Consider the following 26815-nt stretch of genomic DNA (forward strand, 5'->3'; position numbering starts at 1 on the left):
TATTTTTTACTTAGAGTCGTGTTCTGGCAAGAGTTAATACATCCACGCGCCAAGCACCGTCTTGCTTTAGAGCATTAGCAATTTCAGAGACCGTTGAACCCGTTGTAAAAACATCATCAATAATCAATACCTTTTTATCTTTGAAGGCATCTTTGCAGCTTACCCTGAAGGCATCCTTGACATTGTTAAGGCGTTCCCTGACCTTAAGTTGAGCTTGTGGATGATACCTGTGCTTACTAGTTAATTTACCACAACTTATTGGGATGTCAAAGTAAGATTGGATGTCTCCTGTTAAAATCTGACTGTGGTTAACGTCTCTTTGGCGTAATCGCGCAGGATGCATGGGAACAGGCAGAAGTAAATCATAATCTTGCATTGGCAAATGAGAGTCTTTTATGAACCGGGTTAAGATCGGAGTGAACAATTTTTTTAGTTTCAGCTTCAAATTATATTTGAAAAGATGAATCAATTTTTTAAGAGGCTCTTCATAAATACATGCACTCCAAGCACGGTCAAAGTGAAAATTTCTATTCTTACAAGCAGGACAACTTTTGTTATAGTCTAAATGCAATGTAAGGCCGCATCTTTTGCAGAAGATACCCCTGTTGTATTTGATTTTTTGATAGCAACATTGGCATATAAGATTTTCGCTTAAATCCGCCCTAAGCATTGTATTGCAAGAAAGACATTTTGCAGGGTATATTATATTTATGAGGGGTCTTAGTAAGCCTGTGGACATATTTTGATTTAAGTCCAATGTGCTAGCGAGCAAGAGGAACCCAAATATATTAGCATTCAAGACCTCATTTGTCAATCAAACTAGTTTTTCCCAAATAAACCAGCCCTCAGTTTCTGGTTAGAGATGTCTTGATTACTTCAAAAGCTTGAGTCAAACCATTGACAATTAAGTGAATTCTTAGTACAATGAAAATGGTTTATTTTAAATTAATTATGTCCCAAATAGAAGATTTAAATACATATCGAAAGAAGCTTTTTACTCTTATAGCGAAAGATGCTTACCATAAGCAGGCAATTATTTTATCCAGCGGTAAGAAAAGCCCCTATTATATTGATGCTAGGGTAGTTACGTTAAGTCCTGAAGGCGCCTATTATGTTTCTTGTCTTATTCTTTCTATGCTTAAGGATATGCCTGGCATAAAGGCTATTGGCGGTCCGACAATTGGCGCTGATCCTATTGTAGGAGCAATTGCAGCAGTAAGTTTTCAAGAAGAGACACCTCTCAAGACCTTTATTATTCGTAAATCTAAAAAGGCCTATGGTAAGCGCAGGCAGATCGAAGGTCCAGATATCGAATCCGGAAGTTCTGTAGTTATTGTGGATGATGTTGCTACAACCGGTTCATCATTAGTAGAGTCAGTAAAGATTTTGCAAGATTCTTCGCTTATCGTTAAAGCAGCAATTGTAATTGTAGATAGAGAAGAAGGGGCAGGAGAAAATCTTGCGCAGTTTAATGTCCCTTTGAAGTCGCTTTTTAAAGGAAACGATTTTTTAAACCTCCATGCTTGAACGAAGATTAATTCTCGCATCAGTTTCTTCTGCGAGAAGAAGTTTATTAGAAAATATCGGTCTTAAGGTAAAGGTATCGTTCTCAGGTATTAGAGAATCAAGAAGACTCAAAAATGGGCCGGCGCAACTTGTGAAAGATAATGCCGCGAAAAAGGCTATAGCAGTTGCCAGGCAGGTTAAGAATGCTGTTGTTATCGGGGCTGATACAGTAGTTGTTGTGAGAGGAAAATTATTTGGAAAACCTAAGGGTTTTTCTGGTGGCGTGTCAATGCTAACTAAGCTCTCGCGTTCGCCCCACTATGTATATACAGGACTGGCAGTTTTAGATAAGAGAGAAGATTCATACAAAATTGTTCAAGATTACGAAAAGACAAAGGTCTGGATGAAGACCTTGACGCGTCAAGAAATTGCAAGATATCTTAAGGCCTCAAAGGCCTTTAACAAAGCAGGCAGTTTTGATATACAAGCCAGAGGCGCTTTATTTATCGAACGCATTGAAGGTTGTTTTTATAATGTAGTAGGCCTGCCTCTTGCAAAGCTGCATGAGCTCTTTAAAAAACTAAATATCGACATATTAATTTTGTTAATAATGAGTTCATTCCTGCTAATGGGCTGTGCTACTGAATATAATGTTGTTACACAAGAGCAAGATATAATTTTCTATGATACTGAAAAAGAGGTAAATATTGGCAGAAATGCCTCAAATCAGGTCGAGACGCAATTTAAGTTAGTTGCCGATCCCCAGTTACAACTTCGCATTAACAGGCTAGGAGAGAAGATAGTAGAGGTTTGTGATCGCAAAAATTTAACTTATCGCTTTTCAATTCTTGACGAGGATTCAATCAATGCCTTTGCTCTTCCAGGAGGTTTTATCTACGTAAATCAAGGGCTTATTGATTTTGTCAAGAGCGATGATGAATTAGCAGGTGTCTTAGCCCATGAGATTGCACACGTTGTAGCCAAGCATAGTATTAAGCGTCTGCAGGCCTCTATGGGCTTAAATCTATTGAGAATTGCTACCATTGTTGCGGGAGATGCTAAGGCGCTGCAAAGTACGGATATTGCAGCTACCTTTGTACAGAGCGCATATTCACGTGATGACGAATTATTGGCAGATGCAATAGCAGCCAGATACATGCGCAATGCAGGTTTTAACCCGACTGCACTTCTGTCATTTTTAGAAAGATTAAAAGAAAAAAAACACAATGAGCCGCTAAGACGGGGCGGGTCCTATGTTCGGACGCACCCGTATATATCTGAACGTATTAGTATTATTAAGCAAGAGCTGGGCGAGGAGTTAGACTTCGAGGATTACATAAATAGAACGCATTCGGCTTGGTAATAACAATATTTTTTTAAATTCTATAGGAGAGAAAACATGATAAGTGAATCTAGAAAGTTACAGTTTGCAATTCGTGTGCTGGTAATTTTCTCTTTCGTTTTTTTGAGTCTTTCAGTCAGTTCTTCTTTTGCGGAAGGAATTTTTGGCAGAAACAGAACAAAGGCTTCTATAGAGAAAAAAATTAAGGAGGCACGTAAGAAGCTTGATGCAGAGCGTTACAAGCTAAGGCTGGAGGAGGCAAAGAGATATTTAGAAAATGGCGATCGCTATCATGCACAAGGTAAAACCTCTGAGGCATTAGGAGAGTGGTTTACAGCCTTGGCCTTAATTGAGATTCTTAAAGATGCCGAGTTTGATTCTGTGGATGATGCCAGAGCAGTATTAGAAAGAGAAGTCAAGGATAGGCTTAAGGTTGATAAGTCTAGTAAGTCAATTAAAGACCGCAGGCGTCTAAAAAAGATGGATGATATTGTAGATAGGATTTTAAAGGAACAGAAAACTGAAGCGATGGCTAGAGAGGAAATACAAAAGAAAGAGCCTGTAGAAGAGAAGGAAGAGGCAAAAAAGATAGCCAAGGAGATTGTACCAGAGGAGAAAGAGGGGCCTTCTTTAGAAGACTTAGAGGTAATGAAAGAAAATCGTCAGATGGTTGAGGAGATTATTTCTGCGCAGCTTGCTAGAGCAAGAGAAGAGAAGATGGCAAAAGAAGAGGAGAAAGAGGCGCAAGATGTTGAAAAATTCCTGACAGGAACAATCATCGTTCAGCAGGGGTCAATCACAGAACAGGAGAAAAAGGCCTTGTTGTCCCAGGAGGATAGTGTTACTAAGCGTAAAATAGATGTGCATGTCAGCAGTGAGAGAATTAAAGAGCAAATACTAAAGGAAGAGAATGCCCAAAAAGCGCGCTCGGAGGCTAAAGAGAAAGCATCTCAAAGTAGGCTTAAGAAGCAAGAGCGCATCCAGGAGGCCAAAGATAGATTAGAGCAGCAGAGAAAAGCGCGCCAAGAAAGATTAGAAAGGCGCAAGGCATTGTCTGAAGAAAGAAGTAGAAAGCGCTTGGAGGCAGCATTAGTGGAAAAGGATAAGGCATCAAAGCGTAAAATGGAAGCCCGCCTGAATAGTGAAATGGCCCTTCAGGAAAAGGAGAATCTAAAACTTAAAGATCAGCTTGAGAAGAAACAAAAGAGCGTATTCAAAGAATATCAACGCCAAGATAAGTTGGATATGGGCTTTAAAAAGAAGGCAGAGTCTTTAACGCATGAGGATATAGACTTAGAGGGTAAGCAGCGCAAAGATTTAAAAGCAAAGATAGAGAAAAGAGAAGAAAAGGATCTTAGTCTTTTGCAGAAAAAGCGCAAAAAAGATGCTAAGCGCCAATTAAAGCAGTTAGAAAGCGAACAAAAAAGAATCGCAAGAAAAATTGAAGATGAATTTATAATGCAAGAGAAGACTCATCCTAAGTCCCATATCCTAGAAAGAAAACTTACTCCTTCTGAACAAGGGCCGGATAGGTTTGATCTAATTGATAGATTCTTAAGAAAAGTTGAAGGCCGTTCCTTGGATTAAATTTAGATAAGCTGATCTGAAGAAAATTCTTGGTGCCGGGGGGGGGATTTGAACCCCCAAGGCCGTAAGGCCATATGCTCCTGAAGCATACGTGTCTGCCAGTTTCACCACCTCGGCAAGATTCTAAAAGTATAGCCTAAAACAAGCTAATTTGTCAACTTATAAGAAAAACTTCTGATAGGAAGATTTCTTTCGGCCGTCTAGAACAGGAGTATTGAGGCAGGAATATGGATTTTTTCAATTCCTTAAGCACAGTGGTTTCAGCAATGGCACAGCTTATATTTTTGGCTGGTTGCGGATATTTTTTGGTAAAGAAAGATATTTTAACACCTGAGACCTTAAAGATTTTAAGTAGAATAGTTTTAATTTTAATATTTCCCTCTTTTGTATTTCATAAACTTGTGAGTAGTTTTACATTTTCTCAGTTCCCACATTGGTGGATTTATCCTATTTTTAGTTTTGCTATCATTGGTTCTGCCTTTTTAATAGCACTCGCCTTTTTGCGTTTGAATCCCGAATTTGGCCAAAAAAGAGAGTTTCTTTCAAGTATAACGTTCTCTAACGCTGGTTATTTGCCGCTGGTGTTGATTGCTACGCTTTTTGACAAAGAGATAGCCTCGCGTTTATTTATTTACTTATTTTTATTCTTGCTTGGATTCAATCTGCTGGTCTGGTCCTTTGGAGTAACTCTCCTTGCCGGAGACAGAGAAGAAAAGAATACATTTAAGAACATGTTTAGCCCGCCGGTCATTGCTATTTTGTTGGGATTAATGGTTGTATTCTTTAAAATCAGCTCTTTTATTCCGTCTTTTCTTATGAAGGCCTTTGAGTCTTTGGGTTCATGCACGCTTCCTTTGGCCTTGATTGTAGTTGGCGGAAACCTTGCATTGATAAACATGCAGAGTATCTTTAAAAATAGGCAGTTACAGGTAATTGTCTTTATAAAGCTTATTTTACTTCCATTCCTTGCAATTTTTATATTATTGTTTTTTGATATCAATCCCTTGATTAAGTTCTTGCTTCTTCTTGAAGCGGCAATGCCAACAGCCGTATCACTTTCAGTAATCTGTCGCAACTTTGAACTCAAAGGAGTTCTTGCCAACCAGGCGATTTTCTGGACGCACCTATGTTCGATTCTGACTCTGCCGTTTTTTCTTGTTATTTTCAGAGCAGTTGCGCGGTTACATTAAGTATGCTATTATTCATTCTTAGATTATGGCCAATAAGGTTTTAGTTTCTAATAGAAGGGCACACGCAGATTATAAGATCTTTGAGAAGCAAGAAGCAGGTATTGAGTTTAAAGGAAGCGAGGTAAAGTCGTTACGCGAGGGAAAGGGCAGCTTGGCAGAGAGTTTTGCGCGTATAGAGAATGGAGAGATTTTTCTATACAATTGCCATATCAGCCCCTACTCACACAAAGGTTATGATGAGCTTGATCCCTTAAGGATAAGGAGGTTATTGCTTCATAAGCGCGAAATCTCAAAGCTGTACATCCAGGTTAGCCAGCGCGGATTTACCCTTATACCTCTTAGACTTTATCTAAGTAAAGGCCTCATAAAGGTAGAGATTGCTCTTTGTAAGGGTAAAAAACATTTTGATAAGCGCGAAAGTATAAAGAAGAGAGAGCAGGATTTGTCAATAAGAAGAGCGTTAAGATATAGAAGATAACGAGAAATATAAAAAATTGGGGGGCGAAAAGGTCTCGACCTGGGTAAGGACGAGAGAGGTAGCATGCCGAGGTTGCAAGGTGGCCTCGTAAAAAACCTTGCACTATTTAAATGCTGATGAAACAACAGTAGTTGCTCAAGCGGAAGGAATTCTTGCTGGAGTAGCTTAATCAGACAAAAGTCCTTGTTGGTTAATCCCAATGAGGCCTTCATCCAGAGAGTCTGCGCTCTGGATGTATGAATTTAGCAGACTGGTTCTTGTTATGCCTCTTAGACAAGAGCGAGATTTAAAGAGGCTGGCCTTTCTTTATCTTGTCCATTGGAGAAAGAAAGGTAAGATTAAATAATAGACTAAGCATGTAGTGACCCTTTTGAATTTACTCAGGGACCGGGGTTCGATTCCCCGCGCCTCCACCAGATTTTTAAGCCTTCCCAACACATTCTAATATAAGAAGTTAGGATTCCCCATAAAATCAAATCTCCATTTGTGCCCATTCTGTGCCCACAAATTAAATTTTCACCTTCCTAACTACCCATTCCAGTAGTATAATTGAATAAAAGAAACTGAAGAAGATAACAGCCTTCCGCAGATTTACTTGGTTTTGTTACTCAAAACCTATAAATCTAAACGCTGGCCCTGCAGAATTCAAAGAATTCTACAGGATCAGTCCCAATAGAAATTCTTTCAGAATTTCTGTTGGAGGATCAGGAGGAGGGGATGATGAAGAAGTGCCATTTTTGTGCAGAAGAAATCCAGGATGAAGCAATAAAGTGTAGGTATTGTGGAGAGATATTGAATAAACAGCGACAGGTGAAATGGTATTTTAAAACCTCAATGCTGGTAATTGCTTTCTTTTGTATTGGACCCCTTGCTTTGCCATTGTTATGGTTTAATCCTCGTTTTAGCCAGAAAAACAAGATAATTACAAGTATAATTGTTATTACATTGACTTATTTTTTAGGGATTGCCTTTGTTAATTCCATACGAACCCTAAATAATTATTACCAACAAATATTTCAATCATTTTAGGTGTAGCTTGGCTTAAATTTATTATTTAACTCGTATTAGAAGGATACAAGCATGGACCCAATTACAAATAAAGAGGAGACAAAATATTATCTAGGCGGACTTTATTTTTCAAGAAGATTTGATATCTTTAAAATTTGATTAAAAATAATTTGTGCCCTACAGAATCTAAGGGATTCTATAGGACCCACCCAATGTCAAAACAACGGCAAACATCCGGACAGTCTAATTTATTGACAATAAGAGAGTTATGTTGTAAGCTATTATCCGACGGCAAGTTAGGGCAATACGCTTTAACGATCCCCCGCCCTACAAAAATTGAATGATTTCTATAGGATTAATCCTGTGAAAATCTTTGATTTTCATGGGGCGCCTCCACCAATATTTTTACAGTTTCTAACTTGTTATTCTGCAATCAGTAGTAGACTTAGGACTAAAACAAATTCTATCTTGGGATCATTTTGTGCCTTTATGAGAAGGAGAGGTGAAGATAATGACGCAGGTATCAAAGAAAATTAGCTGGGAGATAGTAAAAAAGTGTATCTTGCCCTTAACTGTCTTTTTGGTGTTTATCGGAAGCTATATTTTCTATAAACTAAATTTGGCTCCTACGATTTCCATGGAAGCTCAGCAAGGTTTTAGCAAATATATCGTTACAATTTTTATTCTTTGTATTACTTTTATCCTTCATAGGATAACATCTGCTATCTTAAGCTGGTATAAAGCAAATATTGCCGCAAAGACCATTAGTAAACTGGATGATAATTTAATTCCTTTGATTCGCCGTACGCTTAAGGTATTGATCTGGATTGTAGCCTTTCTTGTTATTCTTCCATTTTATGGCGTAAATATGAGTGCTTTAATCGCTACCCTTGGCGTTGGCTCTTTAGCTATTGCCTTGGCTGCTCAGGATACAATCGCAAATATAATTTCCGGATTCCTGATAATGATTGATGCGCCTTTTAGAATTGGCGATAGAATCAAGCTTCCTTCTGGAGAAGTAGTCGAGGTTTTAGATATCGGCGTAAGGCGATCTAAGTTTCTTTCTGAAGATAAATCAATTATAATTGCACCTAATCTGGATTTAAGTAAAAGTAAGATTATAAATTATACCTATGGAGAGGAGCGGCAGAGGGGATGAGCTTTAAAGGAGCGATTTTTGATTTAGACGGAGTGCTAGTAAACACAGTACCCATACATTTCAAGGCCTGGAAGCAGATGTTTGCAGAGTATGGGATTGATTTTACTTTTGATGATTACAAGGAAAAGGTTGACGGCATTCCACGTTATGATGGTGCTAAGGCGATTCTTAGCGATTTGAATGATGAGGAAATAAGGAAAGCTGGAGACCGCAAGCAGGGATATTATCTGAAATTTATTGAAGAGGAAAATATTCCCTTGTACAATTCGTCCGTGGATTTAATAAAGAATTTAAGAGATTGCGGGAAAAGAATAGCCTTTGCCTCTGCAAGTCGCAATTGTAGGAGAGTTTTAGAGAAGGTTAGTTTGATTAAACTGGCAGATGCGATAGTCGATGGAAATGATATTAAAAAAGGAAAACCAGATCCAGATATATTTCTTCTTAGTGCAGAAAGACTTAGTTGTCAGCCGCAGGAGTGTGTTGTTTTTGAAGATGCAGTCTTAGGGATAGAGGCAGCAGTAAATGCCGGAATGATCTGCATTGGCATTGATCGTTATCATAATTCTGAGCGGTTGGCAAAGGCTGATTTAGTAGTTGAAGATTTATCCAAAATAAATTTCAAAACAATTGAGGATCTATTTAAAAGATGAAAGATTACTATTCTAAATATAGCGGAGCATACAGCTGGCAGATAAAAGAAGAGGGTTGGGTTAAGTCGCTTCAAGGAGTAAGAGAGGTCCAGCTTGCCTTAGGAAATGGTTATTGGGGAAGCCGCGCGATTTTAGAAGAACTTCCTTATGAGGCCAAGCCTGGAACATATATGGCAGGGGTATATGATAAGGTTGGTTCGCAGGTTTCGGAGTTGGTAAATCTGCCTAATCCATTTAATTTTAAGATTACTGCTGATGGCGAAAAATTAGGTGTTATGACCATGGATGCTCTCCAACACAGAAGAATCTTAAACCTTAGGTCTGGGATTTTATCCCGCTATACTGTTTTTCAAGATAGTAAAAAAAGGAAATATGACTACCAAAGTTTACGTTTTATCTCTATGCACGATAAAAATATCGGCGTATTGCAGGTCTCCTTTACGCCCTTAGATCATCAGATCAAGATATCGATTGAGACAGGAATTGATATTTCCGTGTATAACTCAGGTACGGCTACTGAAGGGCGCAAAAGACATTTCCGCGTTAAAGAATTAGGCCAATTCAATAAAGAAGGATATCTTATAGTTGAGACGTTCGGAAAGTTACATAAGCTAATTTTCCGAAGTGGATTTTATTACAGGATAGGAGGTAGAAAGACAGTCGCAAAAGACAATGTTTTCGAATTAAAAGTTGCCAAAAATCAAACTGTAATCTTTACAAAGATATTTTATATAGACTACATCTCTCAATCCGAGAATTTAAATGGTTTTAAGAAAATATCAGAAAAAAAATTCAGGAGGGCATTTAAAGGAGGTTTCAATTATTTATTAAAGAAGCATATTTTTGCTTGGGAAAATTTATGGAAACAAGCAGAGGTCTCCATCTGGGGTGACCCGGAGATAGAAAAGAACTTCCGTTTTAATATCTATCATATGCTTATCTGCGCCCCTTGTGATGGTGGAAATTCTAGCATCGGCGCAAAGGCCTTAACCGGTGAAGGATATCGGGGCCATATATTCTGGGACACTGAAATTTTCCTCCTGCCATTTTATCTCTATACTTTACCAGAGGCGGCACGTAATATATTGCTTTATAGGTATAAAAGATTAGATGCTGCTAGAGACAGAGCCAAGAGTTTCGGTTTTAAAGGAGCCATGTTTCCTTGGGAATCGGCTGGATTAGGGATTGAAGAGACCCCGGACCGAGCTAAGGATCTAGATGGAAAGATTATTAAAATCCATACTGGTCAGATGGAACAGCATATCACTGCGGATATCGCCTACGCCTTTTACCACTATTATAACGTAACACAGGATGAGAAATTTATGTACGATTATGGTTATGAGGTAATATTTGAGACCGCCAGATTCTGGGCCAGCCGTGTGGAATATAACAAGAGAAAGAAGATATACGAGATAAAGCATGTTATTGGTCCTAATGAATTCCAAATAGATGTCAACAATAATGCCTTTACAAATATGATGGCAAAGTGGAATTTACTCAAAGCTTATAAACTATTTCAACAGTTAAAGCAAAATGATTTAAAATTGTTGAGGAAACTAAATACAGAAATCGAACTTACCAATAAAGAGACAAAAGAATGGAAGAAGATCGCAGCCAAGATTGGCATTAATAAAAATAAAAACAGTATTATTGAACAATTTGATGGTTATTTCAGAAAAAAATACATTAAGATAACGCAATGGGATGAGAACTCTCTGCCTATTGTATCAGCTAGACTATCGCCTCGCGAATATGCCCGCACCCAGTTTGTTAAACAGGCGGATGTAGTTATGCTTCTTTATCTTCTTGCCGATGTTTTCAACCTAAGAACTAAAAAGAAAAATTATGAATATTATCTTAGCCGTACGCTGCATAATTCTTCTCTGAGCCTACCCATATATGCAATTGTGGCTATTGATCTTGGAGACCGGGAGCGTGCCTATCGTTTCTTCCGCACTGCAATTCATACTGACATCAGCAATATTCATAATAATACTGACCATGGCATTCATGCTGCTGGGATCGGTGGTACCTGGCAGATTTTGGTAAGTGGATTTGCAGGGGTGAGAATAGAGAAAGAAATTCTTTCTATTAATCCTAAACTACCACATTCCTGGCGGAAGGTTATTTTTTCTTTATATTGGCGCGGGAAGCTTCTTAAATTAGAAATTAAAAATAATAAGATAACCATTCAGGTCTCGGGAAATAAAAAAAGAATTAAGATAAGGGTATTTGGTATTTTGCATGAAATCCGCGGTGATAAAACCTTTAATTTTAAAAGAAAAGAATTGGCAAAAAAGAAAGAGGCCAGCTATCTTTAGATCAAAGGAGCCAGATCAATGGCAAAGAAACGTCTAACTATTTCACATTTGCATTGGGGATTTCCGCCTGTAGTCGGTGGCGTTGAGACTCATCTGACAATACTCTTGCCTACTTTTGTGAAGATGGGACACAAGGTTCATTTACTTACGGGTGCTTTTGAAGGGGCAAAGGCAGAGGATAATTATAAGGGAGTGAGTGTACTGCGTCAACCAATTATGGATTTGAACTGGCTTACCAGACGAGGAACGCATGGCTTATTTGAGGAGGTAAGGAGCGTTTTAAATAAGTTTGTAGATAAAACTAAACCAGATTGTCTCCATGTCCACAATATGCACTATTTTAGTAAAATTCATGCTAATGCACTTCAAGCAGTATCGATAAAAAAGGGCATCCCTTTGTTTTTGACAGCCCATAATGTCTGGGATGACAACCTTTTTCTGGATCTCATGAAGAATATTAAATGGACTCATGTTATTGCGGTTAGTCATTTTATAAAGAGGGAGATTATTGGAATAGGATATCCCCATAACAAGGTCACTGTTATCCACCATGGTATTGATCATAATATCTATTCCCCTAAAGTAAATCCAAAGGTGGTTTTTAAAAAATATCCAATATTGAAAGGAAAAAAAGTAATATTTCATCCAGCGCGAATGGGTTTGGCCAAAGGCTGTGATGTAACTATAAAAGCTATGCGAATAATTAAAGAAAGATTCCCCGAATCTTTTCTGATTCTCGCTGGAACAAAAAATATTATTGACTGGAGCCAGAGCCAACAAAAAGATATTGCTTACATGGTTAGTCTGGTTAAGTTTTTAAGACTGAAAGACAATGTTTTAATGGATTGTTTTGCCTTAGAGGATATGCCTAAACTTTATGCTGCTAGCTGTGCCTGTGTGTATCCTTCTACCGCATCTGAGCCATTTGGATTAACAATGCTTGAGTCGCTTGCCTCGGGAAAACCTATGGTCGTTACCGAAACCGGAGGCATGCCAGAGATTATCAAGGACAGTATTAATGGCTTTGTTATTCCCATAAAGGACTTCGAATCTCTGGCTTCGCGAGTAATTCAATTGTTAGCTAACAAAAATTTGAGAGAGAGATTAGGTTATACTGGTCGGCAAATGGTGGAACAACAATTTACTGCAGAGATTGTTGCCAAAAATACCCTTAGATTATATAGAGGTTTTTGTAAAAAATAAGGATATAGGAAAATTCCGGTTTTCTTTCCGTGTAGTATAAGCAAGTTGCGAATTTAGTCCAATGGTGAGTTTCACTTCTTTTTGTGACCAGAAAAGATTTAAGTGGTAAGTTCCTTACCTACGGAGGGTTAGGGAAATACGCTTTAACGATTCCCCGCCCTGCAGAAATTGAATGATTTCCATAGGACTAGCCTTGCGAAATGCAGAGGATTTCATAGGGCGCCTCCACTACTTAGAAAAATATAGACATCCCATTTAATTTTAGAATTTCAAGGAGAGGATATGTTTAGAGAAAAGATTAAGGTATTGGATTGTACTATTCGTGACGGCGGTCTTATCAATAGCCATACTTTCGAACATCGTTTTGTCCGAGCGGTATATAAGGCAATCTCTCAGGCAGGCGTAGATTATATGGAGATTGGTTACAAGAACTCCAAGGAGCTCTTTTCAACTGATGAATACGGGCTTTGGAAGTTCTGTGATGATGATGAAATACGCAAAGTAATCGAAGGTATAGAATCACAGACCAAAATTTCAGTCATGGTGGATGTTGGTCGCGTTAACATCCAAGACATAAGACCAGCTTCTGAAAGCCCAGTGGATATGATACGGACTGCTGCCTATGTTAAAGATGTGGATAAGGCTATATTTATGGTAAATCATTTCGAAAAGAAGGGTTACGAGACAACGATTAATATCATGGCTATTTCGCGGGATCAAGGAGCAGAGTTAGATGGAGCGTTTCGCCAGATTGAAAAAGAGAGCAATGTTAAAGTAGTCTATATTGTAGATAGTTTTGGTCATCTCTATCAGGAGACCGTTGAGGAGTTAGTAAAACGCGCTAAAGGAATTATCAAGTCAAAGGAAATAGGCTTTCATGGTCATAATCACCAACAGCTGGCATTTGGTAATACAATCGAGGCAATTATTCACGATGCAAACTATCTAGACGGCACAGTTTATGGAATAGGTCGGGCAGCAGGAAATTGTCCTTTGGAACTCTTGATAGGCTTCTTGAAAAACCCGAAATTTGATATACGCCCAATTTTAGATTTGATTTCAGATGAGTTTATCCCGTTAAGAGAAAAAATTGAATGGGGCTACATAATTCCTTATGCGATTTCAGGAATGATGAATGAGCATCCTAAGGCTGCTATGGCATTACGAAAGACTGATAAGAAGGAAGATTATCGTGAATTTTACGAGAGCCTTCTTAGCATAGGTTTAGAATAATATGGATATAGATAGATTCAAAGAGCTGCCGATTATGGGTATATTAAGAGGTGTTAAGGCAGGTATTATACAGCCTCTTGCTGAAACAGTTATATCAGCAGGCTTAAAGACCATAGAGATAGCCATGAATAGCCCTGATGCAGCAGAATTGATTAAGCTTTTAAAAGATACAGCGAAAGAGCGTCTAATAATAGGGGCAGGTACAGTCTTGACAATGCATGACTTACATAAGGCATTGGATTCTGGGGCAACGTTTATTGTTATGCCTACGTTAGTAGCGGCTGTTTGCGAGTATTGTACAAAAAATAAGATTCCTGTATTTCCAGGAGCATTGACTCCACAGGAGATATATAATGCCTGGAATGCTGGGGCTACTATGGTTAAGATATTTCCAGCTAAACTTTTCGGACCAGCTTACATCAAAGAATTAAAAGGACCCTTGCCGCAAATTGAACTTCTTGCATGCGGCGGTGTTGGCCCTGAAAACATTCAATCATTTTTTTCCAGTGGTGCATCTGCAGTTGCCTTTGGGAGTAGTTTATTCAGGAAGGATTGGCTTAGCAAGCGTGATTTTTCAAGTATTGAAAAAAACTTAAAAGCACTAATTGCCGCATTTAGGGACAAATCCAGACAAGAGCCCCATTTAATTCGGAAGATATGAATAAAATAAATAAATATTTCCTGTTTTCGGTTTCTTGCGCGTTGCTTCTTGTTTTTCTATCTGGTTGTGCAAGAGTATCCGTGAAAGAGCCGAATAAGATTTATAATTTCCAAGATGCAGGTTATTATGCGCTTGAAACGCTTTGTGAGTTAAATAACATTAGTTGGTCCTGGGATTATCTAACAGAGGTGGCAACGCTTAAGAGAAGAGCGCATCTGGTAAAGATCAGGCTAGAAAGTGAGCTAGCCCTTTTGGATGATAAGCCCATAGATCTTGGAAAGCCAGTAATAATGAGAGATTCAAGGCTTTTAGTCCCTGTAAGTTTTAAGACATTAATTATTGATAGGCTTTTCTAAAGGTAAATTATGGATAAACGACCCATAGGAGTTTTTGATTCAGGAGTAGGTGGTCTGACTGTTGTGCGGGAATTGTTAAAAAATTTGCCAAATGAACGCATAGTTTATTTTGGCGACACAGCCCGTGTTCCTTATGGTACAAAGTCAAAAAAGGCAATTGTCACATTTTCTCTTGAGAATGCCCTTTTTCTTCTTAAAAAGAAGGTAAAGTTAATTGTTGTTGCTTGTAATACATCTTCTAGTTTAGCCCTTTCTGCGCTAAAGAAACATTTTCATATTCCGATAATCGGCGTTATTGATCCTGCGGTTGAGCAGGCCCTAAGACTAACAAGGTCTGGGCGCATTGGTGTGATTGGTACACGCGCAACAATTGAAAGTAAGGTTTACGAAAAGAAGATACATCGCTTAAACCGCAAGATGAAGGTGTATAGCAAGGCCTGCTCGCTTTTTGTCCCTTTTGTTGAGGAAGGATGTTTGAATAATAGTGCCATTTCTAAAATTGCCAGTATGTATTTAAAAGACTTTAAAGAAAGAAAAATAGATACATTAATTTTAGGTTGCACTCATTATCCACTGTTAAAGGAAGTGATTGCTAATTTTTTTGACAAGGATGTCATTCTTATTGATTCAGGTTTACCCATTGCCTTGGAGGTAAAGGAGATGTTAATAAGGCTTAAGTTAGCTGCGCCTCTAGCACGTAAGCGACCAAGGCCAATATTTTTTGTAAGTGATGAACCAGCCAGATTTAAAATTCTTGGCAGAAAATTTTTAAAAAATCAGATAAATAAGGTGGCGATTGCAAATCGATGAAATTTGAGATTTCTGTTATTGATTATTTTAGCGCTGCTCACAACCTAAGGCAATATCAGGGTAAGTGTGAGAATATACATGGCCATAATTTTAAAGTAAAGATTACCTTAGGGGCAAATAGCCTTGATAAGACAGGTATGGTTTATGATTTTCATTATGTTAAGGAGGTGCTCAAGAAGACATTAAAAGTTCTTGACCACTCTCATTTAAATAAATTGCCCTATTTTGGACGAGTGAATCCTACTTCAGAAAATATAGCAAAATTCATTTTTAATAAATTAAAGGCCAAGATTAATAAGCGCACAAGGAAGCTCATAAAGGTAACTGTCTGGGAAACTGAAAGTAATGAAGCCTCTTATCAGGAATAAGAAACAGAAGGCAATTGTTCTTTTATCGGGTGGCCTTGATTCAGCAACTACACTTTTTCTTGCTAAGAGTAAAGGATATCGAATTAGCGCCCTTATATTTGACTACGGCCAAAGACATAAAAAGGAAATTAATTGCGCCAAGACATTGGCAAAAGTAGCTGGTTGTGATTATCATATTATTAAGCTATCTTTGCCGTCATTGGGTTCAAGTCTTTTAAATAGAAATATTAATATTCCAAAAGCGCGCAAGGAAAGAAGCGGCATTCCTTCTACTTATGTCCCGGCAAGAAATCTAATATTTCTAAGCATTGCTGCCTCTTATGCCGAGAGCATGAGAGCAGATACTATTTTTATTGGTGCAAATGCAGTGGATTTCTCTGGATATCCTGATTGCCGGCCGCGATTTTACTCACAATTAAGAAAGGTAATAAAAATTGGCACAAAAGCAGGCGTTGAAGGAAAGGCATTAAGGATATTAACGCCTTTAATTAATAAAACGAAAAAAGAGATTATAAAATTAGGTGCCAAACTTGGTGTCCCATATGCCTTGACATGGTCTTGTTATGAGGGCGGGAAGGTACCTTGTGCAAGCTGTGAAAGTTGCCTCTTGCGCAAGAAAGGTTTTCAAGAAGCCAAGCTGAATGATCCCTCTAGCAAGAGTTAAAAATGAAAGACGATATTATTGCTAAAATCAGCGAAATCTTTACAAGTGTTCAAGGCGAAGGCCCTTATTTAGGAAGCCGCCAGACATTCATTAGATTTTATGGGTGTAATTTATCCTGTCGCTTCTGTGATACCGAAAATTATCACTTTTTACAATATTCTACATCTGAGATATTAGAGGAAATAATGTCTAAGCCTCATTGTGATTTCTTAAGCATTACTGGCGGCGAACCCTTGTTACAGGTAATATTTTTACAAGAACTTCTGCCAAGGTTAAAGAAAGAAAGCTTCAAGATCTATTTAGAAACCAACGGGACTAAGACTGATGAACTTATCTCAGTGATAGATTTTATTAATATTATCTCTATGGATTTTAAATTACCTTCCAGTACAGGTCAAAAAAGTTATTTTAGAGAACATGAGCAGTTTTTAAAAGCTGCTAGAAAGAAAGAGGTGTTTGTTAAGGCAGTAATTACGGATTCAACCCTTATTTCAGATTTAAAGACAGCGGTTGAAATTATTAAAGGCGTAGATAGAGGAATCCTTTTTGTTTTGCAGCCGGATACAAATCAGTTAAGTCATAATCTGTTTCAGAAAATAGAGACTTATCGCGCCTTTGCTTGCGAACATCTAGAAAATGTACGTATAATACCCCAGGTGCATAGATTAGTAGGATTAAGGTGATTAGATGAGAGGGAAGAAAATAAAAAAGTCCTTGAAGTCTTCTTATGAAGGCCGACAGAAAGAAATAAGGCTTCTTCAAACCCCCAATATTGAAGTTTGGAAAAATAAATATCCTGATAAAGATTACACTGTAAAAATAGAAACCAGCGAATTTACCTGTATTTGCCCTAAGACTGGTTTGCCTGATTTTGCCACCATAACTATCGAATACAAGCCGGATAAATTCTGTCTGGAATTGAAATCGTTTAAGATGTATTTGACATTTTTTCGCCAGATTGGTATATTTCATGAGCATGTGATAAATAAGATTTTTGACGATTTATTAGCAGCCTGTCGACCAAAAGAGATGACGATTATCATGGTTTTTAATGCCCGGGGCGGGATTACTACAACTGTTAAACGGGAGTATAAGCCGTGAGAATTATTGATAGTAGGAAGATTAAAGAAGCTGTTAGTGATTTAGCAATAAAGGCAAATATAAATTTGCGGCCCGATGTATTAGACGCTCTCAAAAAAAGATTTAAATCTGAGAGAAAGAAAGAAGCGCGTTGCGCTTTAGGCTATATTATTGACAATGCCAGGATTGCTAAAAAAGAACATCTTGCAATCTGTCAGGATACAGGCCTGCCTGTAGTCTTCATAGATTTGGGAGATCAAGTCCACGTTAGGGGGAACCTTAATAACGCAGTCCAGGCTGGAATCAGCGATGGCTATAGAAAAGCGCGTCTGCGTCAATCTGTTATTTTAGACCCTTTAAGGCAGAGTATTAAAACTGATTTTGTGCCTGCGTTAGTCAATGTGCGAATCCTGAAGGGAAAGCGCATGGGCCTGGCAGTATTACCTAAAGGATTTGGCTGTGAAAATAAAGCTGCTTGTTTTATGTTTAATCCCACAACCGATATAGAAAATATTATTGATTGGATTATAGACGTAACTAAACGCGCAGGTCCTGATGCCTGCCCACCCTATGTTTTAGGCGTAGGTATTGGAGGTACTGCTGATGAAGCAGCGCGCCTGGCAAAACATGCACTTTTGCGGCCCATCAATAAGAAAAATCAAGATAAATTCCTATCTAGGTTAGAAAAAAAGCTCTTAGATAAGATAAACCGCAGCGGAATTGGCGCTTTTGGCTTGGGAGGTAATACGACTGCACTAGGAGTTAATATAGAAACAGCACCTACTCATATTGCGGGCTTGCCGGTTGCGGTTAATGTCAGCTGTCATGCCTTAAGAAGCGCCAGGAAAATTTTATAAATTATGAAAAAGATTACGCTACCTTTTGATAGTAAAACGCTGACTCATCTTGAGGCAGGAGAAGAATTGTCTCTGAGCGGTATTATTTATACTGCAAGAGACCAGGCGCACAAAAGATTAGTGGCATTATTAAAGAAGAGAAAGAAATTGCCTATTGATTTGAAAACCTCGGTTATTTATTATTGTGGACCTAATCCAGGCAAAGGAAAATTTGCGCTTGGTGCCTGTGGTCCGACAACGAGTAGCAGGATGGATAAATTGACTCTACCGCTTTTGAAATCAGGATTGAAGGCTGTAATCGGCAAAGGTAGACGCTCAGAGGAAGTTCGTAGAGGCCTTAAAAAGACTAATGGTGTGTATCTGCTTGCGCCATCAGGATGTGGTGCGTTATTAGCTAAAAAGGTAAGAAATGCAAAGGTAGTGGCTTTTTCTGATTTGAAGTCAGAGGCAATATTTAAACTTAAGGTGTGCGATTTTCCGGTGATTGTGGGCATAAATAGTCATGGAAAAGATATATACGATAGGAAGGAATTACAATGTTAAGAGAAAATAATCGTGGGTTGAAAAATTTAAGAAAGATTACAATTCAGCGTAATTATTCAAAATATGCTGAAGGCTCTTGTCTTATTGAACTAGGAAATACACGTCTAGTCTGTACTGTAAGTGTTGATAATACTGTTCCGCCTTTTTTAAGAGATACAGGTACGGGTTGGGTCACAGCCGAATACGGCATGTTACCGCGTTCTTGTAACGTGCGTTTGAGCCGAGATAAAATGTCGGGCCGGACTTACGAGATTCAGAGGCTCATCGGTAGATCTTTACGAGCTGTCATAGATATGAATAGGCTGGGAGAGAGGACGTTACGCATTGATTGCGATGTAATACAGGCTGATGGCGGTACGCGAACCGCAGCCATTAGCGGTGCTTTTGTTGCTTTAGTTGATGCCTTAGATGGCCTGAAAAGACAGGGCGTATTTCGCAAATTACCAATAAAGGATTATTTAGCAGCAACGAGCGTGGGCAAGATTGGCAGCGATATATTGTTGGATTTAAGCTATGAAGAGGACTCGAAGGCAGATGTAGACATGAACGTAGTTATGACCGGAAGTGGTGAATTTGTTGAAGTGCAGGCAACTGGTGAGAATTCATCCTTCAGCCGCAAAGAAATAGATGCCTTTTTGCAGCTTGCTAAAGAAGGCATTGATGAGATAATCCAGATTCAGAAGAAGACCTTAGCTAATGTTATCTAAGTTGGAGTTACTAGTAGCAACGCGCAACAGGAAAAAGTTTAGAGAGATAAAGCAATTGCTTAAGCCTAGTCGCTTTAGACTTAGCTCTTTGGCAGATTTTGCGAATCTTCCCAAGGTTAAAGAGACGGGAAAAAGCTTTAAGGAGAATGCCGAGAAAAAAGCACGTCAGATTTCTCGTTTAACCTCTAGGCTGACATTGGGTGAAGATTCTGGTCTATGCGTTAATGCCCTGGGTGGGGCTCCCGGGATTTATTCCTCGCGCTTTGCAGGATTACATAAGTCTGACGAAGACAACAATAATAAATTATTAAGAAAACTAGACTGTTTGCCACTTTCGGAGAGAAAGGCGCACTATGTATGCGCTATTGCCTTAGCCTATAAAGGAAAGATATTGGCAAGCTTCGAAGGTAGGTGTCATGGCCTTATTGGGTTTAAGAAGAGGGGTTCATCTGGTTTTGGTTATGACCCTGTATTTATAATTCCTCATCGTAATAAGACATTTGCTCAGCTTGGCCTAAAGGTAAAACACACGATGAGTCATCGCAGAAAGGCAATCAGAAAATTAAAAGCATTTTTAAGGAAGGCCGAAGATATCCTTAAAAGGTTTTAAGATATCTAGTTGGAGTTTTTTCGGCATAATCTTATATTCGGGTTGTTTTAAACTGCCACTTACTTTCACAACAAGATATTTGTTTATTTCGGCAAAAATATTCGTTATTAGTTTTCTTAGATCTGCCGAGTGTTCAATATATTCTTCGCTGAATTCACAATAGACGTCAAAATTAAGCATTCCATCAAAACCTAACCAGCCTTCTGCAGCTAGATTCATTTGCGGACTTGCAAGAGTTAAATCTTGCGTAGAGATACGCTTATCAGCAATCCTGAATGTGGCCTCACCCTCATTAAAATTAATGCGGGAAAACTCCGGAAGTAGCAAAATCTCCCCTAGGCCTTTAAGTAATTTTAACTCCCAGATCTTGCCTTCTTTTATATTAAGTTCACCCTCACCGGATAAGGTTTCAATTATTGGCCTTTTTGCATTTAGTATAGCTTTGGCTGAAAGTATGCCGCTGATATCTTTATCTTTAAAGGCCGTATCGCTTTTTAGTTTTGCAAGATCAACATTTTGGATATCAACGTCCAAATCTAACTGGAAGGTCTCAGGTAGAATTTCGCCTTTACCTTTAAGTTTAAAGTTCCCTCCATAGAGATTACCAAAAAATGAAAGCTTCTTTATTATGTTATTTGTTTGTTTATAGCTCAGTTGTAACTTATCTAGGTTAAGTCTAGCAACCTTTAGTGATTCGGATTCAGCATTTAAAGTTAAGGCCCAGTCCGTAAAGCTAAGAAGGGGGCCTTGAATTTGTGTCTCTAGATTAATATTTCCTTTTGGCCCAAGTTGTTTCAGCGTTTCCTCGAATTGTGGTAGCCAGTGTATGAGGTTGGAGGTCTCTAATTTTATTTTCGTATTTAAACTAATTCTCGATTCCTCTCCTTCGCTAAAATACACAACACCGTCTGCAATTAAGGTTGAGTCAAAAGAGCTTATACTTAAGTTTTCGATTTCTGCATTTTCTTTGTTTAAGGAGACTTGCGTGCGTAGATTTAGAAGCGGCGAAGACACATTAAATTTTAGTTTCGGCGCATTGAAGTCTTCAACAACCCCTGAGGTATTAAAATCCTGATTGTAAATAGAAAAGTTAATATCCTTCCAATTCAGGGCTGTTTCATTCAGGATAAGACTCCCATTTATATTTGAGATTTCGTTTTTTAAAGCCCTTAGTTTTAAATTCAGATCAAACAGCTCTGCATTAACAGTAAATTTTTTATTCTCAAGTTTAGCAGGTTGCCCCATTGTTGCTTCCAGATGAGCCCTCAGGTTTAGTTTTCCGGAAATTTCCTCTATTGTTTTTAAGGTTTCCTCGGGAAGAAAAATACTTAATTCTTCTGTATCTAATTTTTCAGAATAGACGTCCAATGTTAAAGGTGAGGCTCCAGCATTCTTCTGAAGCGGCATTAAAGGAATTTTTGCTGTTGCCTTTAGCTTATTTTCCTGCCAGAGACCTTCAAATTCTTCTAATGATGCATAATTATCTTTGATGCTAAATTTTGCCCTAATCTTCTTCAGGGAATTAAGGAATTTTAAGCCATTTATTTCTGTATCTCGGAACTCGACATCTCCGGATAAAGATGAAATATTTGGATTTTCAAACGCTGATTCTATTGAGGAGTTTAAAGATAGCTTTAGTTTTCCCCTAGAGGATATATCAAGGCTATCAACATCAAAATTTTCTATTTGTGCATCGCTTGAAATAGTGAGAGTTTTACTGGAGAGGGAGTAATCTAGATTTGCTTTCATGTTTTCCAGGTTAAAACTTTTGATATTTGTGTTAGGCATATTGAAATATCGCCAGATATCTGCCAGCTCGATATCCTTTGTCTCAGTTTTGATTGTAATTGCTTGCTCTTTGAGATTTATTTCTCCTTCAGCAAAGATTCTGCCTTCGCTAGTTAAATTACTTCCAACATCTGAGCTTAATCTAAAGACGATATTCTCTAGATTGCCAGGATTTATATCGAGGTTGAAGTTTCTAAATTCTTTGTTTATACTAGGTGTAATAGCATTATCTTGAACGAAGACCTTACCGGATATAACCTTAATTTTTGACAATACAAGCGGCAGTTTAGATTTACCCTCAGTCGTCCCTTTCTTTAGGAATTCCTGTATGTTCCAAGTTTCTTTATCGCCTCTTTGGAGCTTGATAGATGGTCCGTTAATGTATAAGGTGGGGATAATTATGCGTTTTCCTTCTAGTGAGGGGAAAAGCATTATATTGAAGCGGACTTGCTCTACGGTAATAGGTCCATCTTTTGGTTCCTGGCCTTCTTCAAATAAAGAGATATCTTCTATAACAACCCCTTTTAATATTTCATAGGAGATACTCTTGATTCTTATTTTAAGATTAGTGTGTTTTATGACTGAATCTTCGATGAGAACTTTTAAGGTCTTAGGAACATAAGTATCTTTTAAGTAGAAGTAGCCTAGAATAAGGAGGGTAAATATAACTAGACTTACAAGGAGAGAGATAATTAGAACTTTTTTCATAAGTGCGTAGAAATAAAAGGATTAAATGTAATTCCAACAAATTATAACTAATCAATCAGGCTAAAGCAAGCCTTTTCTAATAAGTTGAAAAGAAAAAAATTGCATGTTATAATAATGGCCTTACGGGGCGTGGCTCAGTTTGGCTAGAGCGCCTGCTTTGGGAGCAGGAAGTCACAGGTTCAAGTCCTGTCGCCCCGATTAGAATATAATGTTATTTATTAGATGGTTGGAAAACTGATTCAATAGCTGACCTCTAATAAATAAGTTCTTTAAACTGTGGGCGCCCGTAGCTCAATAGGATAGAGCATCTGCCTTTCAAGTGACCCCGAGCGTAAGCGCGGGATAAACATGGGAGCCTTCATAGGGAAATGAACCTGTGGAGTGGACGTCGCTAATTCGGTAGATACCCTATTTTTTTTGGGGTAATACCGAGCTATCCTTAAGTAATGGGGAAAGTGTAGAGACTTTACACGGCGAGGCTGAGATGCCTAAGATAAAGTCCGGCCAGCAAGCTCGAAAAGAGTGGTCAAGGAAACTTGATGCTGGATGCTAAGCAGAGGGTTGCCCGTTCGATTCGGGCCGGGCGCACCATATTTTAGAAAAATGAGAATAATAGTTAAGATTCTGGTAATTTTTCTGATAATCTTCGTCCTGCTTCTTGTTTCTTCTTATTTAATCTTAAGTATTCGCGGCAGGGAGATAATCGAACAGCAGTTGTCAAAGACAATTGATGCCCCAGTAAGCTTAGAAAATATCTCTTTGGGTTTTCCTGATACAATTAAGATTGAAAATTTAGAAATAAAAGACTTCTTAAAAACTAGTTTAAAGCTTAAACTAAATCCTTTAGGCTTATTCAGCGGCAAAGTAATACTAAACAACATTACCATTGATAAGCCGCAATTAGTTTTAAGGAGAGAAAATGATGGCTCCTTAAAGATCCCTTTTAAGCGACAAGCAGGTACTGCCAGCCCAAAACAATTACCCATTATTTTAGGCTTAGATATACGCGATGGACATGTTTTTTTTATTGATAGCTCGCAAGATGATTACCGTCTCAATATTTACGACTTAGATGTTAAAGTACATAAGAGATCAATAGATTTGAAGCCGATATTTAATTTTGATGTTTCTGCCCAACTTGGTGAGAAGGCAAAGAACGGTAAAAATTTTGCTTCGGAAGGCTGGATAGATTTTTTCAAGAAAGACATGCAGGGCAATTTGGAAATTAAAGATTTTTATACTGACGACATTTTGCCGATTTATAATCGCTTATTAGGTAAGAACATTTCAGGGGCTACATTAGATTTTCAGGCAAAAATGAACGCAGAGGATAATGATCTTAAGATTGATTGTCATCTGCTATTATCTGGAATCAAGACTCAAGAAGAGTCTGGGGCAGAAGGTAAAAATCATAAAGATATTTTAGTTTTTTCCGAGCTGCTTGATATATTCTCAAACCCCGAAGGTAAGATTGAATTAGATTTTGTTATCCATACTAAATTGGATAATCCTAGATTTGATAAGGTTGATTTTGGGGCAAGTCTCCTTAAGGCCGCAGCAAAAAATATCTTATCCAAACCCCAGGAAGAGATCACCTCCAGCGTAGAAGAGATAGGTAAGGATATAAAAGATTGGGGAAAAGAGAAAGGGAAAGAACTTCTTAAAACAGAGGGCCTTAAGGATATAATTGATATATTCGGCAAATAAGATAAATGGTGGGTGTAGCTCAGCTGGATAGAGCACTTGATTGTGGTTCAAGTGGTCGCGGGTTCAAATCCCGTCACCCACCCCAGCTTCATAACTCATTGTGAAACAATGAGTTACATCAATAACCCGACAGACATTGATTACCGGGGCGCTTTATCTCCTAGGGTTTACGATGGTTAGGGCGTTAGAAGTTTGTACCCGTCAGTAAAATACTCATTTCCACTCTCCGTGTAGTAGGCCTCTCTAAATCAGCGAGAATATCCGCATATTTGGCCAATTCCTCTCTTAGTTTATGTTGGCTAGTTTATGCGATATTCGTCGATTTTCTTAAGATTTTATTTTTCAAAATGAGCATAAACTAAACTCGCGGAAAAATAAACAAGAGAGGTTTGCTCAAGTTGTTGTAAATTAGTTCCAATCTCTTAAGGGGGAGCCACTACTTATAGCCCCTTGTAACAAAATAAGTTGCAAGGGGTTATTATTTGCGTATAATAATATCGATGAAGAAAATATAGTTTATTTATTTTGAGTAAAGGAGGAAATTTTATGGCGACAGATTTTAAGTCAAAACAATTTGCTGCTGGAAGTTGTTACTCTTATATTTTGAGTTCAAATTCACAAGCTTTAATTGTCGACCCGCATATAAGTTTATTAGAGGAATATAAGAAATACTTGGATAAGAATAAACTTAGGCTTAAGTTTGTAGTTGATACGCATACTCATGCGGACCATTTCTCTTTAGCTGCGATACTAAAAGATAAGTTTAATGCGTCTGTATTGATGCATGAAAAGGCCATATCAGAAGTAGCAGATAAAAGACTTAAAGATGGCGATGAGGTTGTCCTTGGTCAAAAACATTTTAAAGTCTTGTATGCACCAGGGCATACTGACGATACTATCAGTATTCATGGGGAAGGTATGGTGTTTACAGCTGATGTGCTTTTGATAGGAAGCGTAGGTAGGACAGATTTCCAAAATGGTTCTCACGAATCTATGTTTGATACTTTACAAAGACTAAAGAACCTTCCGAATGAAACAATAGTATTTCCTGCTCATGATTATAACGGAAGAAAGTCTTCTACAATAGTTAAAGAAAAGACAACAAATCCTTTTATGAAGGAGAGTAGTAAAGATGCATTTATTCAGAATGCCCGTTCTAAAAAGCTACCCAAACCTTTTAATATTGATAACATTATTCGGGTAAATCAAAAAGGCCAAGCTAAAACTTTAGAGATAATTGCACCCAAAGTTGCACAGGAGATTATAGCTAAGGACTCAAATGTTAAATTATTAGATGTGCGCTCAGCTTTAGAATATAATGAAGTCCATATCAATCACTCTATGAATGTTCCAATAGATATGATTAGTTCTAAAATAAAGGATTTGAGTGAATCTGCTCAGGCATATATAGTTTTGTGCCACACAGGGAATCGTTCTCCCATGGCAGCGGATATGTTACTGCAGTCAGGTATTCGTTCGGTAAAGGTGATGTCAGGGGGAATGACACGTTGGCAGAAGGAAAGGCTTCCTGTTGTAAAGGGAGAAGGTGGTATTTCATTAGAGCGGCAAGTCAGAATAATTGCTGGGGTATTGGTATTGTTTGGAATAATAATGGCTCAGTTTGTGAATAATGCTTTTATTTGGATTGCAGTCTGGGTTTGTTGTGGACTTATTTTTGCTGGATTGACAAACAATTGTCTTATGGGTATGATACTGATGAAATTGCCCTATAATAAGAAAATGTATAAAGCTAAATTAGGAGGTGGAACCTGTTCAATTAGTCAGTAGTTTTATAGGCGTGTTAAACCTTCCATTTACTTTTTAGCACTAAAGATAGTCGCATTATCTAATAACTTTTCGGTTTCTTCGCTTAAACACCACTCCTTAAACTCCTCCAAAAAGTTGCGAATGTCGTCCAATAGGGGAGAGTTTTTCCTCGCTGAGTATAACTCCCTCAGGTACCCCAGCTTCATAACTCATTGCAGCGCAATGATTTACATCAACGCCCCGACGGACATCGATCGCCGGGGCGCTTTATCTCCTAGGGTTTACGATGGTTAGGGCGTTAGCAGTTTGTTCTCGTAGGTAAAATAATCATTTCCACTCTCTGTGTAGTAGGCCTCTCTAAATCAGCCAGAATATCCGCATATTTGCCCAATTCCTCTCTTAGTTTATGGGCGCTAGTTTATGCGATATTCGTCGATTTTCTTAAGATTTTATTTTTCAAAATGAGCATAAACTAAACTCGCGGAAAAATAAACAAGAGAGGTTTGCTC

At 38.1% G+C, this 26815-nt stretch carries 26 protein-coding genes, 3 tRNA genes and 1 other RNA gene; 27 read left to right on the top strand and 3 right to left on the bottom strand.

Annotated elements, in window-relative coordinates; translation table 11 throughout:
* Positions 1–10: 10 nt before the first annotated feature.
* Positions 11–376, bottom strand: a complete 366-nt coding sequence (locus tag KJ593_01975) for a hypothetical protein (GenBank protein ID MBU2540647.1) — start codon at positions 374–376, stop codon at positions 11–13.
* 548 nt (positions 377–924) lie between these two features.
* Between KJ593_01975 and pyrE the strand changes: the two genes are divergently transcribed.
* From pyrE to KJ593_01990, 3 genes are read left to right on the top strand one after another with little or no spacing between them, the layout of a single operon-like run.
* The gene (gene pyrE, locus KJ593_01980) at positions 925–1527 is read left to right on the top strand and encodes an orotate phosphoribosyltransferase (protein ID MBU2540648.1); all 603 of its coding nucleotides are present in this window, start codon (positions 925–927) and stop codon (positions 1525–1527) included.
* A complete protein-coding gene (maf, locus tag KJ593_01985; protein MBU2540649.1) occupies positions 1520–2869 on the top strand; it encodes a septum formation protein Maf in 1350 nt (449 codons plus the stop codon). The genes pyrE and maf overlap by 8 nt, the downstream gene beginning before the upstream one ends.
* 36 nt (positions 2870–2905) lie before the next feature.
* A complete protein-coding gene (locus tag KJ593_01990; GenBank protein MBU2540650.1) occupies positions 2906–4435 on the top strand; it encodes a hypothetical protein in 1530 nt (509 codons plus the stop codon).
* A 30-nt stretch (positions 4436–4465) separates the two neighbouring features.
* On the opposite strand, the gene KJ593_01995 is transcribed toward KJ593_01990, so the two are convergent.
* Positions 4466–4552: transfer RNA gene (locus KJ593_01995), tRNA-Leu, on the bottom strand.
* A 110-nt stretch (positions 4553–4662) separates the two neighbouring features.
* On the opposite strand from KJ593_01995, the gene KJ593_02000 reads away from it, so the two are divergent.
* From KJ593_02000 to rdgB, 20 genes are all read left to right on the top strand, one after another.
* The gene (locus tag KJ593_02000; GenBank protein MBU2540651.1) at positions 4663–5625 is read left to right on the top strand and encodes an AEC family transporter; all 963 of its coding nucleotides are present in this window, start codon (positions 4663–4665) and stop codon (positions 5623–5625) included.
* A 25-nt stretch (positions 5626–5650) separates the two neighbouring features.
* Complete coding sequence (gene smpB, locus KJ593_02005) at positions 5651–6103, top strand: SsrA-binding protein SmpB (GenBank protein ID MBU2540652.1); 453 nt, start codon at positions 5651–5653, stop codon at positions 6101–6103.
* 19 nt (positions 6104–6122) lie between these two features.
* Positions 6123–6519, top strand: a transfer-messenger RNA (tmRNA) gene (gene ssrA / locus KJ593_02010).
* Between the two features lie 301 nt (positions 6520–6820).
* Positions 6821–7132 (top strand): zinc ribbon domain-containing protein, encoded by a 312-nt coding sequence (locus KJ593_02015; protein MBU2540653.1) that lies wholly within the window; start codon positions 6821–6823, stop codon positions 7130–7132.
* Positions 7133–7622: 490 nt separating this feature from the next.
* Positions 7623–8270 carry a mechanosensitive ion channel family protein gene (locus KJ593_02020; protein ID MBU2540654.1) on the top strand — a complete coding sequence of 216 codons (648 nt, stop codon included), beginning with the start codon at positions 7623–7625 and terminating at the stop codon, positions 8268–8270.
* Entirely contained in the window at positions 8267–8920 is a 654-nt protein-coding gene (locus KJ593_02025; GenBank protein MBU2540655.1) for a beta-phosphoglucomutase family hydrolase, read from the top strand. The genes KJ593_02020 and KJ593_02025 overlap by 4 nt, the downstream gene beginning before the upstream one ends.
* Positions 8917–11244: a glycoside hydrolase family 65 protein gene (locus KJ593_02030; protein MBU2540656.1), complete on the top strand. Its 2328-nt coding sequence runs from the start codon at positions 8917–8919 to the stop codon at positions 11242–11244. The genes KJ593_02025 and KJ593_02030 overlap by 4 nt, the downstream gene beginning before the upstream one ends.
* Before the next feature lie 18 nt (positions 11245–11262).
* Positions 11263–12447 (top strand): glycosyltransferase family 4 protein, encoded by a 1185-nt coding sequence (locus KJ593_02035; GenBank protein ID MBU2540657.1) that lies wholly within the window; start codon positions 11263–11265, stop codon positions 12445–12447.
* A 282-nt stretch (positions 12448–12729) separates the two neighbouring features.
* Positions 12730–13680, top strand: coding sequence for an aldolase catalytic domain-containing protein (locus KJ593_02040; protein MBU2540658.1), 951 nt, complete (start codon positions 12730–12732; stop codon positions 13678–13680).
* A 1-nt stretch (position 13681) separates the two neighbouring features.
* Positions 13682–14341, top strand: a complete 660-nt coding sequence (locus KJ593_02045) for a bifunctional 4-hydroxy-2-oxoglutarate aldolase/2-dehydro-3-deoxy-phosphogluconate aldolase (protein MBU2540659.1) — start codon at positions 13682–13684, stop codon at positions 14339–14341.
* Positions 14338–14697 carry a hypothetical protein gene (locus KJ593_02050; protein MBU2540660.1) on the top strand — a complete coding sequence of 120 codons (360 nt, stop codon included), beginning with the start codon at positions 14338–14340 and terminating at the stop codon, positions 14695–14697. Before KJ593_02045 ends, KJ593_02050 begins: the two co-directional genes overlap by 4 nt.
* Positions 14698–14706: 9 nt before the next feature.
* Entirely contained in the window at positions 14707–15507 is an 801-nt protein-coding gene (murI, locus tag KJ593_02055) for a glutamate racemase (GenBank protein MBU2540661.1), read from the top strand.
* Positions 15504–15875, top strand: a complete 372-nt coding sequence (gene queD / locus KJ593_02060) for a 6-carboxytetrahydropterin synthase QueD (protein MBU2540662.1) — start codon at positions 15504–15506, stop codon at positions 15873–15875. The genes murI and queD overlap by 4 nt, the downstream gene beginning before the upstream one ends.
* On the top strand, positions 15853–16539 hold the full coding sequence (gene queC, locus KJ593_02065; GenBank protein MBU2540663.1) for a 7-cyano-7-deazaguanine synthase QueC: 687 nt from the start codon (positions 15853–15855) through the stop codon (positions 16537–16539). The genes queD and queC overlap by 23 nt, the downstream gene beginning before the upstream one ends.
* A gap of 2 nt (positions 16540–16541) precedes the next feature.
* Positions 16542–17222 (top strand): 7-carboxy-7-deazaguanine synthase QueE, encoded by a 681-nt coding sequence (locus KJ593_02070; GenBank protein MBU2540664.1) that lies wholly within the window; start codon positions 16542–16544, stop codon positions 17220–17222.
* A gap of 4 nt (positions 17223–17226) precedes the next feature.
* On the top strand, positions 17227–17640 hold the full coding sequence (queF, locus tag KJ593_02075; protein ID MBU2540665.1) for a preQ(1) synthase: 414 nt from the start codon (positions 17227–17229) through the stop codon (positions 17638–17640).
* Positions 17637–18476 carry a fumarate hydratase gene (locus tag KJ593_02080; protein ID MBU2540666.1) on the top strand — a complete coding sequence of 280 codons (840 nt, stop codon included), beginning with the start codon at positions 17637–17639 and terminating at the stop codon, positions 18474–18476. The genes queF and KJ593_02080 overlap by 4 nt, the downstream gene beginning before the upstream one ends.
* A 3-nt stretch (positions 18477–18479) precedes the next feature.
* The gene (locus KJ593_02085; GenBank protein MBU2540667.1) at positions 18480–19019 is read left to right on the top strand and encodes a FumA C-terminus/TtdB family hydratase beta subunit; all 540 of its coding nucleotides are present in this window, start codon (positions 18480–18482) and stop codon (positions 19017–19019) included.
* Positions 19013–19726: a ribonuclease PH gene (gene rph / locus KJ593_02090; GenBank protein ID MBU2540668.1), complete on the top strand. Its 714-nt coding sequence runs from the start codon at positions 19013–19015 to the stop codon at positions 19724–19726. The genes KJ593_02085 and rph overlap by 7 nt, the downstream gene beginning before the upstream one ends.
* The gene (gene rdgB / locus KJ593_02095) at positions 19716–20336 is read left to right on the top strand and encodes an RdgB/HAM1 family non-canonical purine NTP pyrophosphatase (GenBank protein ID MBU2540669.1); all 621 of its coding nucleotides are present in this window, start codon (positions 19716–19718) and stop codon (positions 20334–20336) included. Before rph ends, rdgB begins: the two co-directional genes overlap by 11 nt.
* Here the strand turns inward: rdgB and KJ593_02100 are convergent.
* Positions 20301–22832 carry a DUF748 domain-containing protein gene (locus tag KJ593_02100; GenBank protein MBU2540670.1) on the bottom strand — a complete coding sequence of 844 codons (2532 nt, stop codon included), beginning with the start codon at positions 22830–22832 and terminating at the stop codon, positions 20301–20303. The two genes, rdgB and KJ593_02100, sit on opposite strands and share 36 nt — an antisense overlap.
* Positions 22833–22955: 123 nt before the next feature.
* Between KJ593_02100 and KJ593_02105 the strand changes: the two genes are divergently transcribed.
* The 4 genes from KJ593_02105 to KJ593_02120 all read left to right on the top strand — a co-directional run bounded on the left by KJ593_02105 (position 22956) and on the right by KJ593_02120 (position 26327).
* Positions 22956–23030: transfer RNA gene (locus KJ593_02105), tRNA-Pro, on the top strand.
* Positions 23031–23435: 405 nt separating this feature from the next.
* A complete protein-coding gene (locus KJ593_02110; GenBank protein MBU2540671.1) occupies positions 23436–24539 on the top strand; it encodes an AsmA family protein in 1104 nt (367 codons plus the stop codon).
* Between the two features lie 8 nt (positions 24540–24547).
* Positions 24548–24624, top strand: a tRNA-His gene (locus tag KJ593_02115).
* A 461-nt stretch (positions 24625–25085) separates the two neighbouring features.
* Complete coding sequence (locus KJ593_02120; protein ID MBU2540672.1) at positions 25086–26327, top strand: MBL fold metallo-hydrolase; 1242 nt, start codon at positions 25086–25088, stop codon at positions 26325–26327.
* The last annotated feature ends 488 nt before the right edge of the window (positions 26328–26815 follow it).

Source organism: Candidatus Omnitrophota bacterium (assembly GCA_018830005.1).
Classification (GTDB): domain Bacteria; phylum Omnitrophota; class Gorgyraeia; order JAHJTE01; family JAHJTE01; genus JAHJTE01.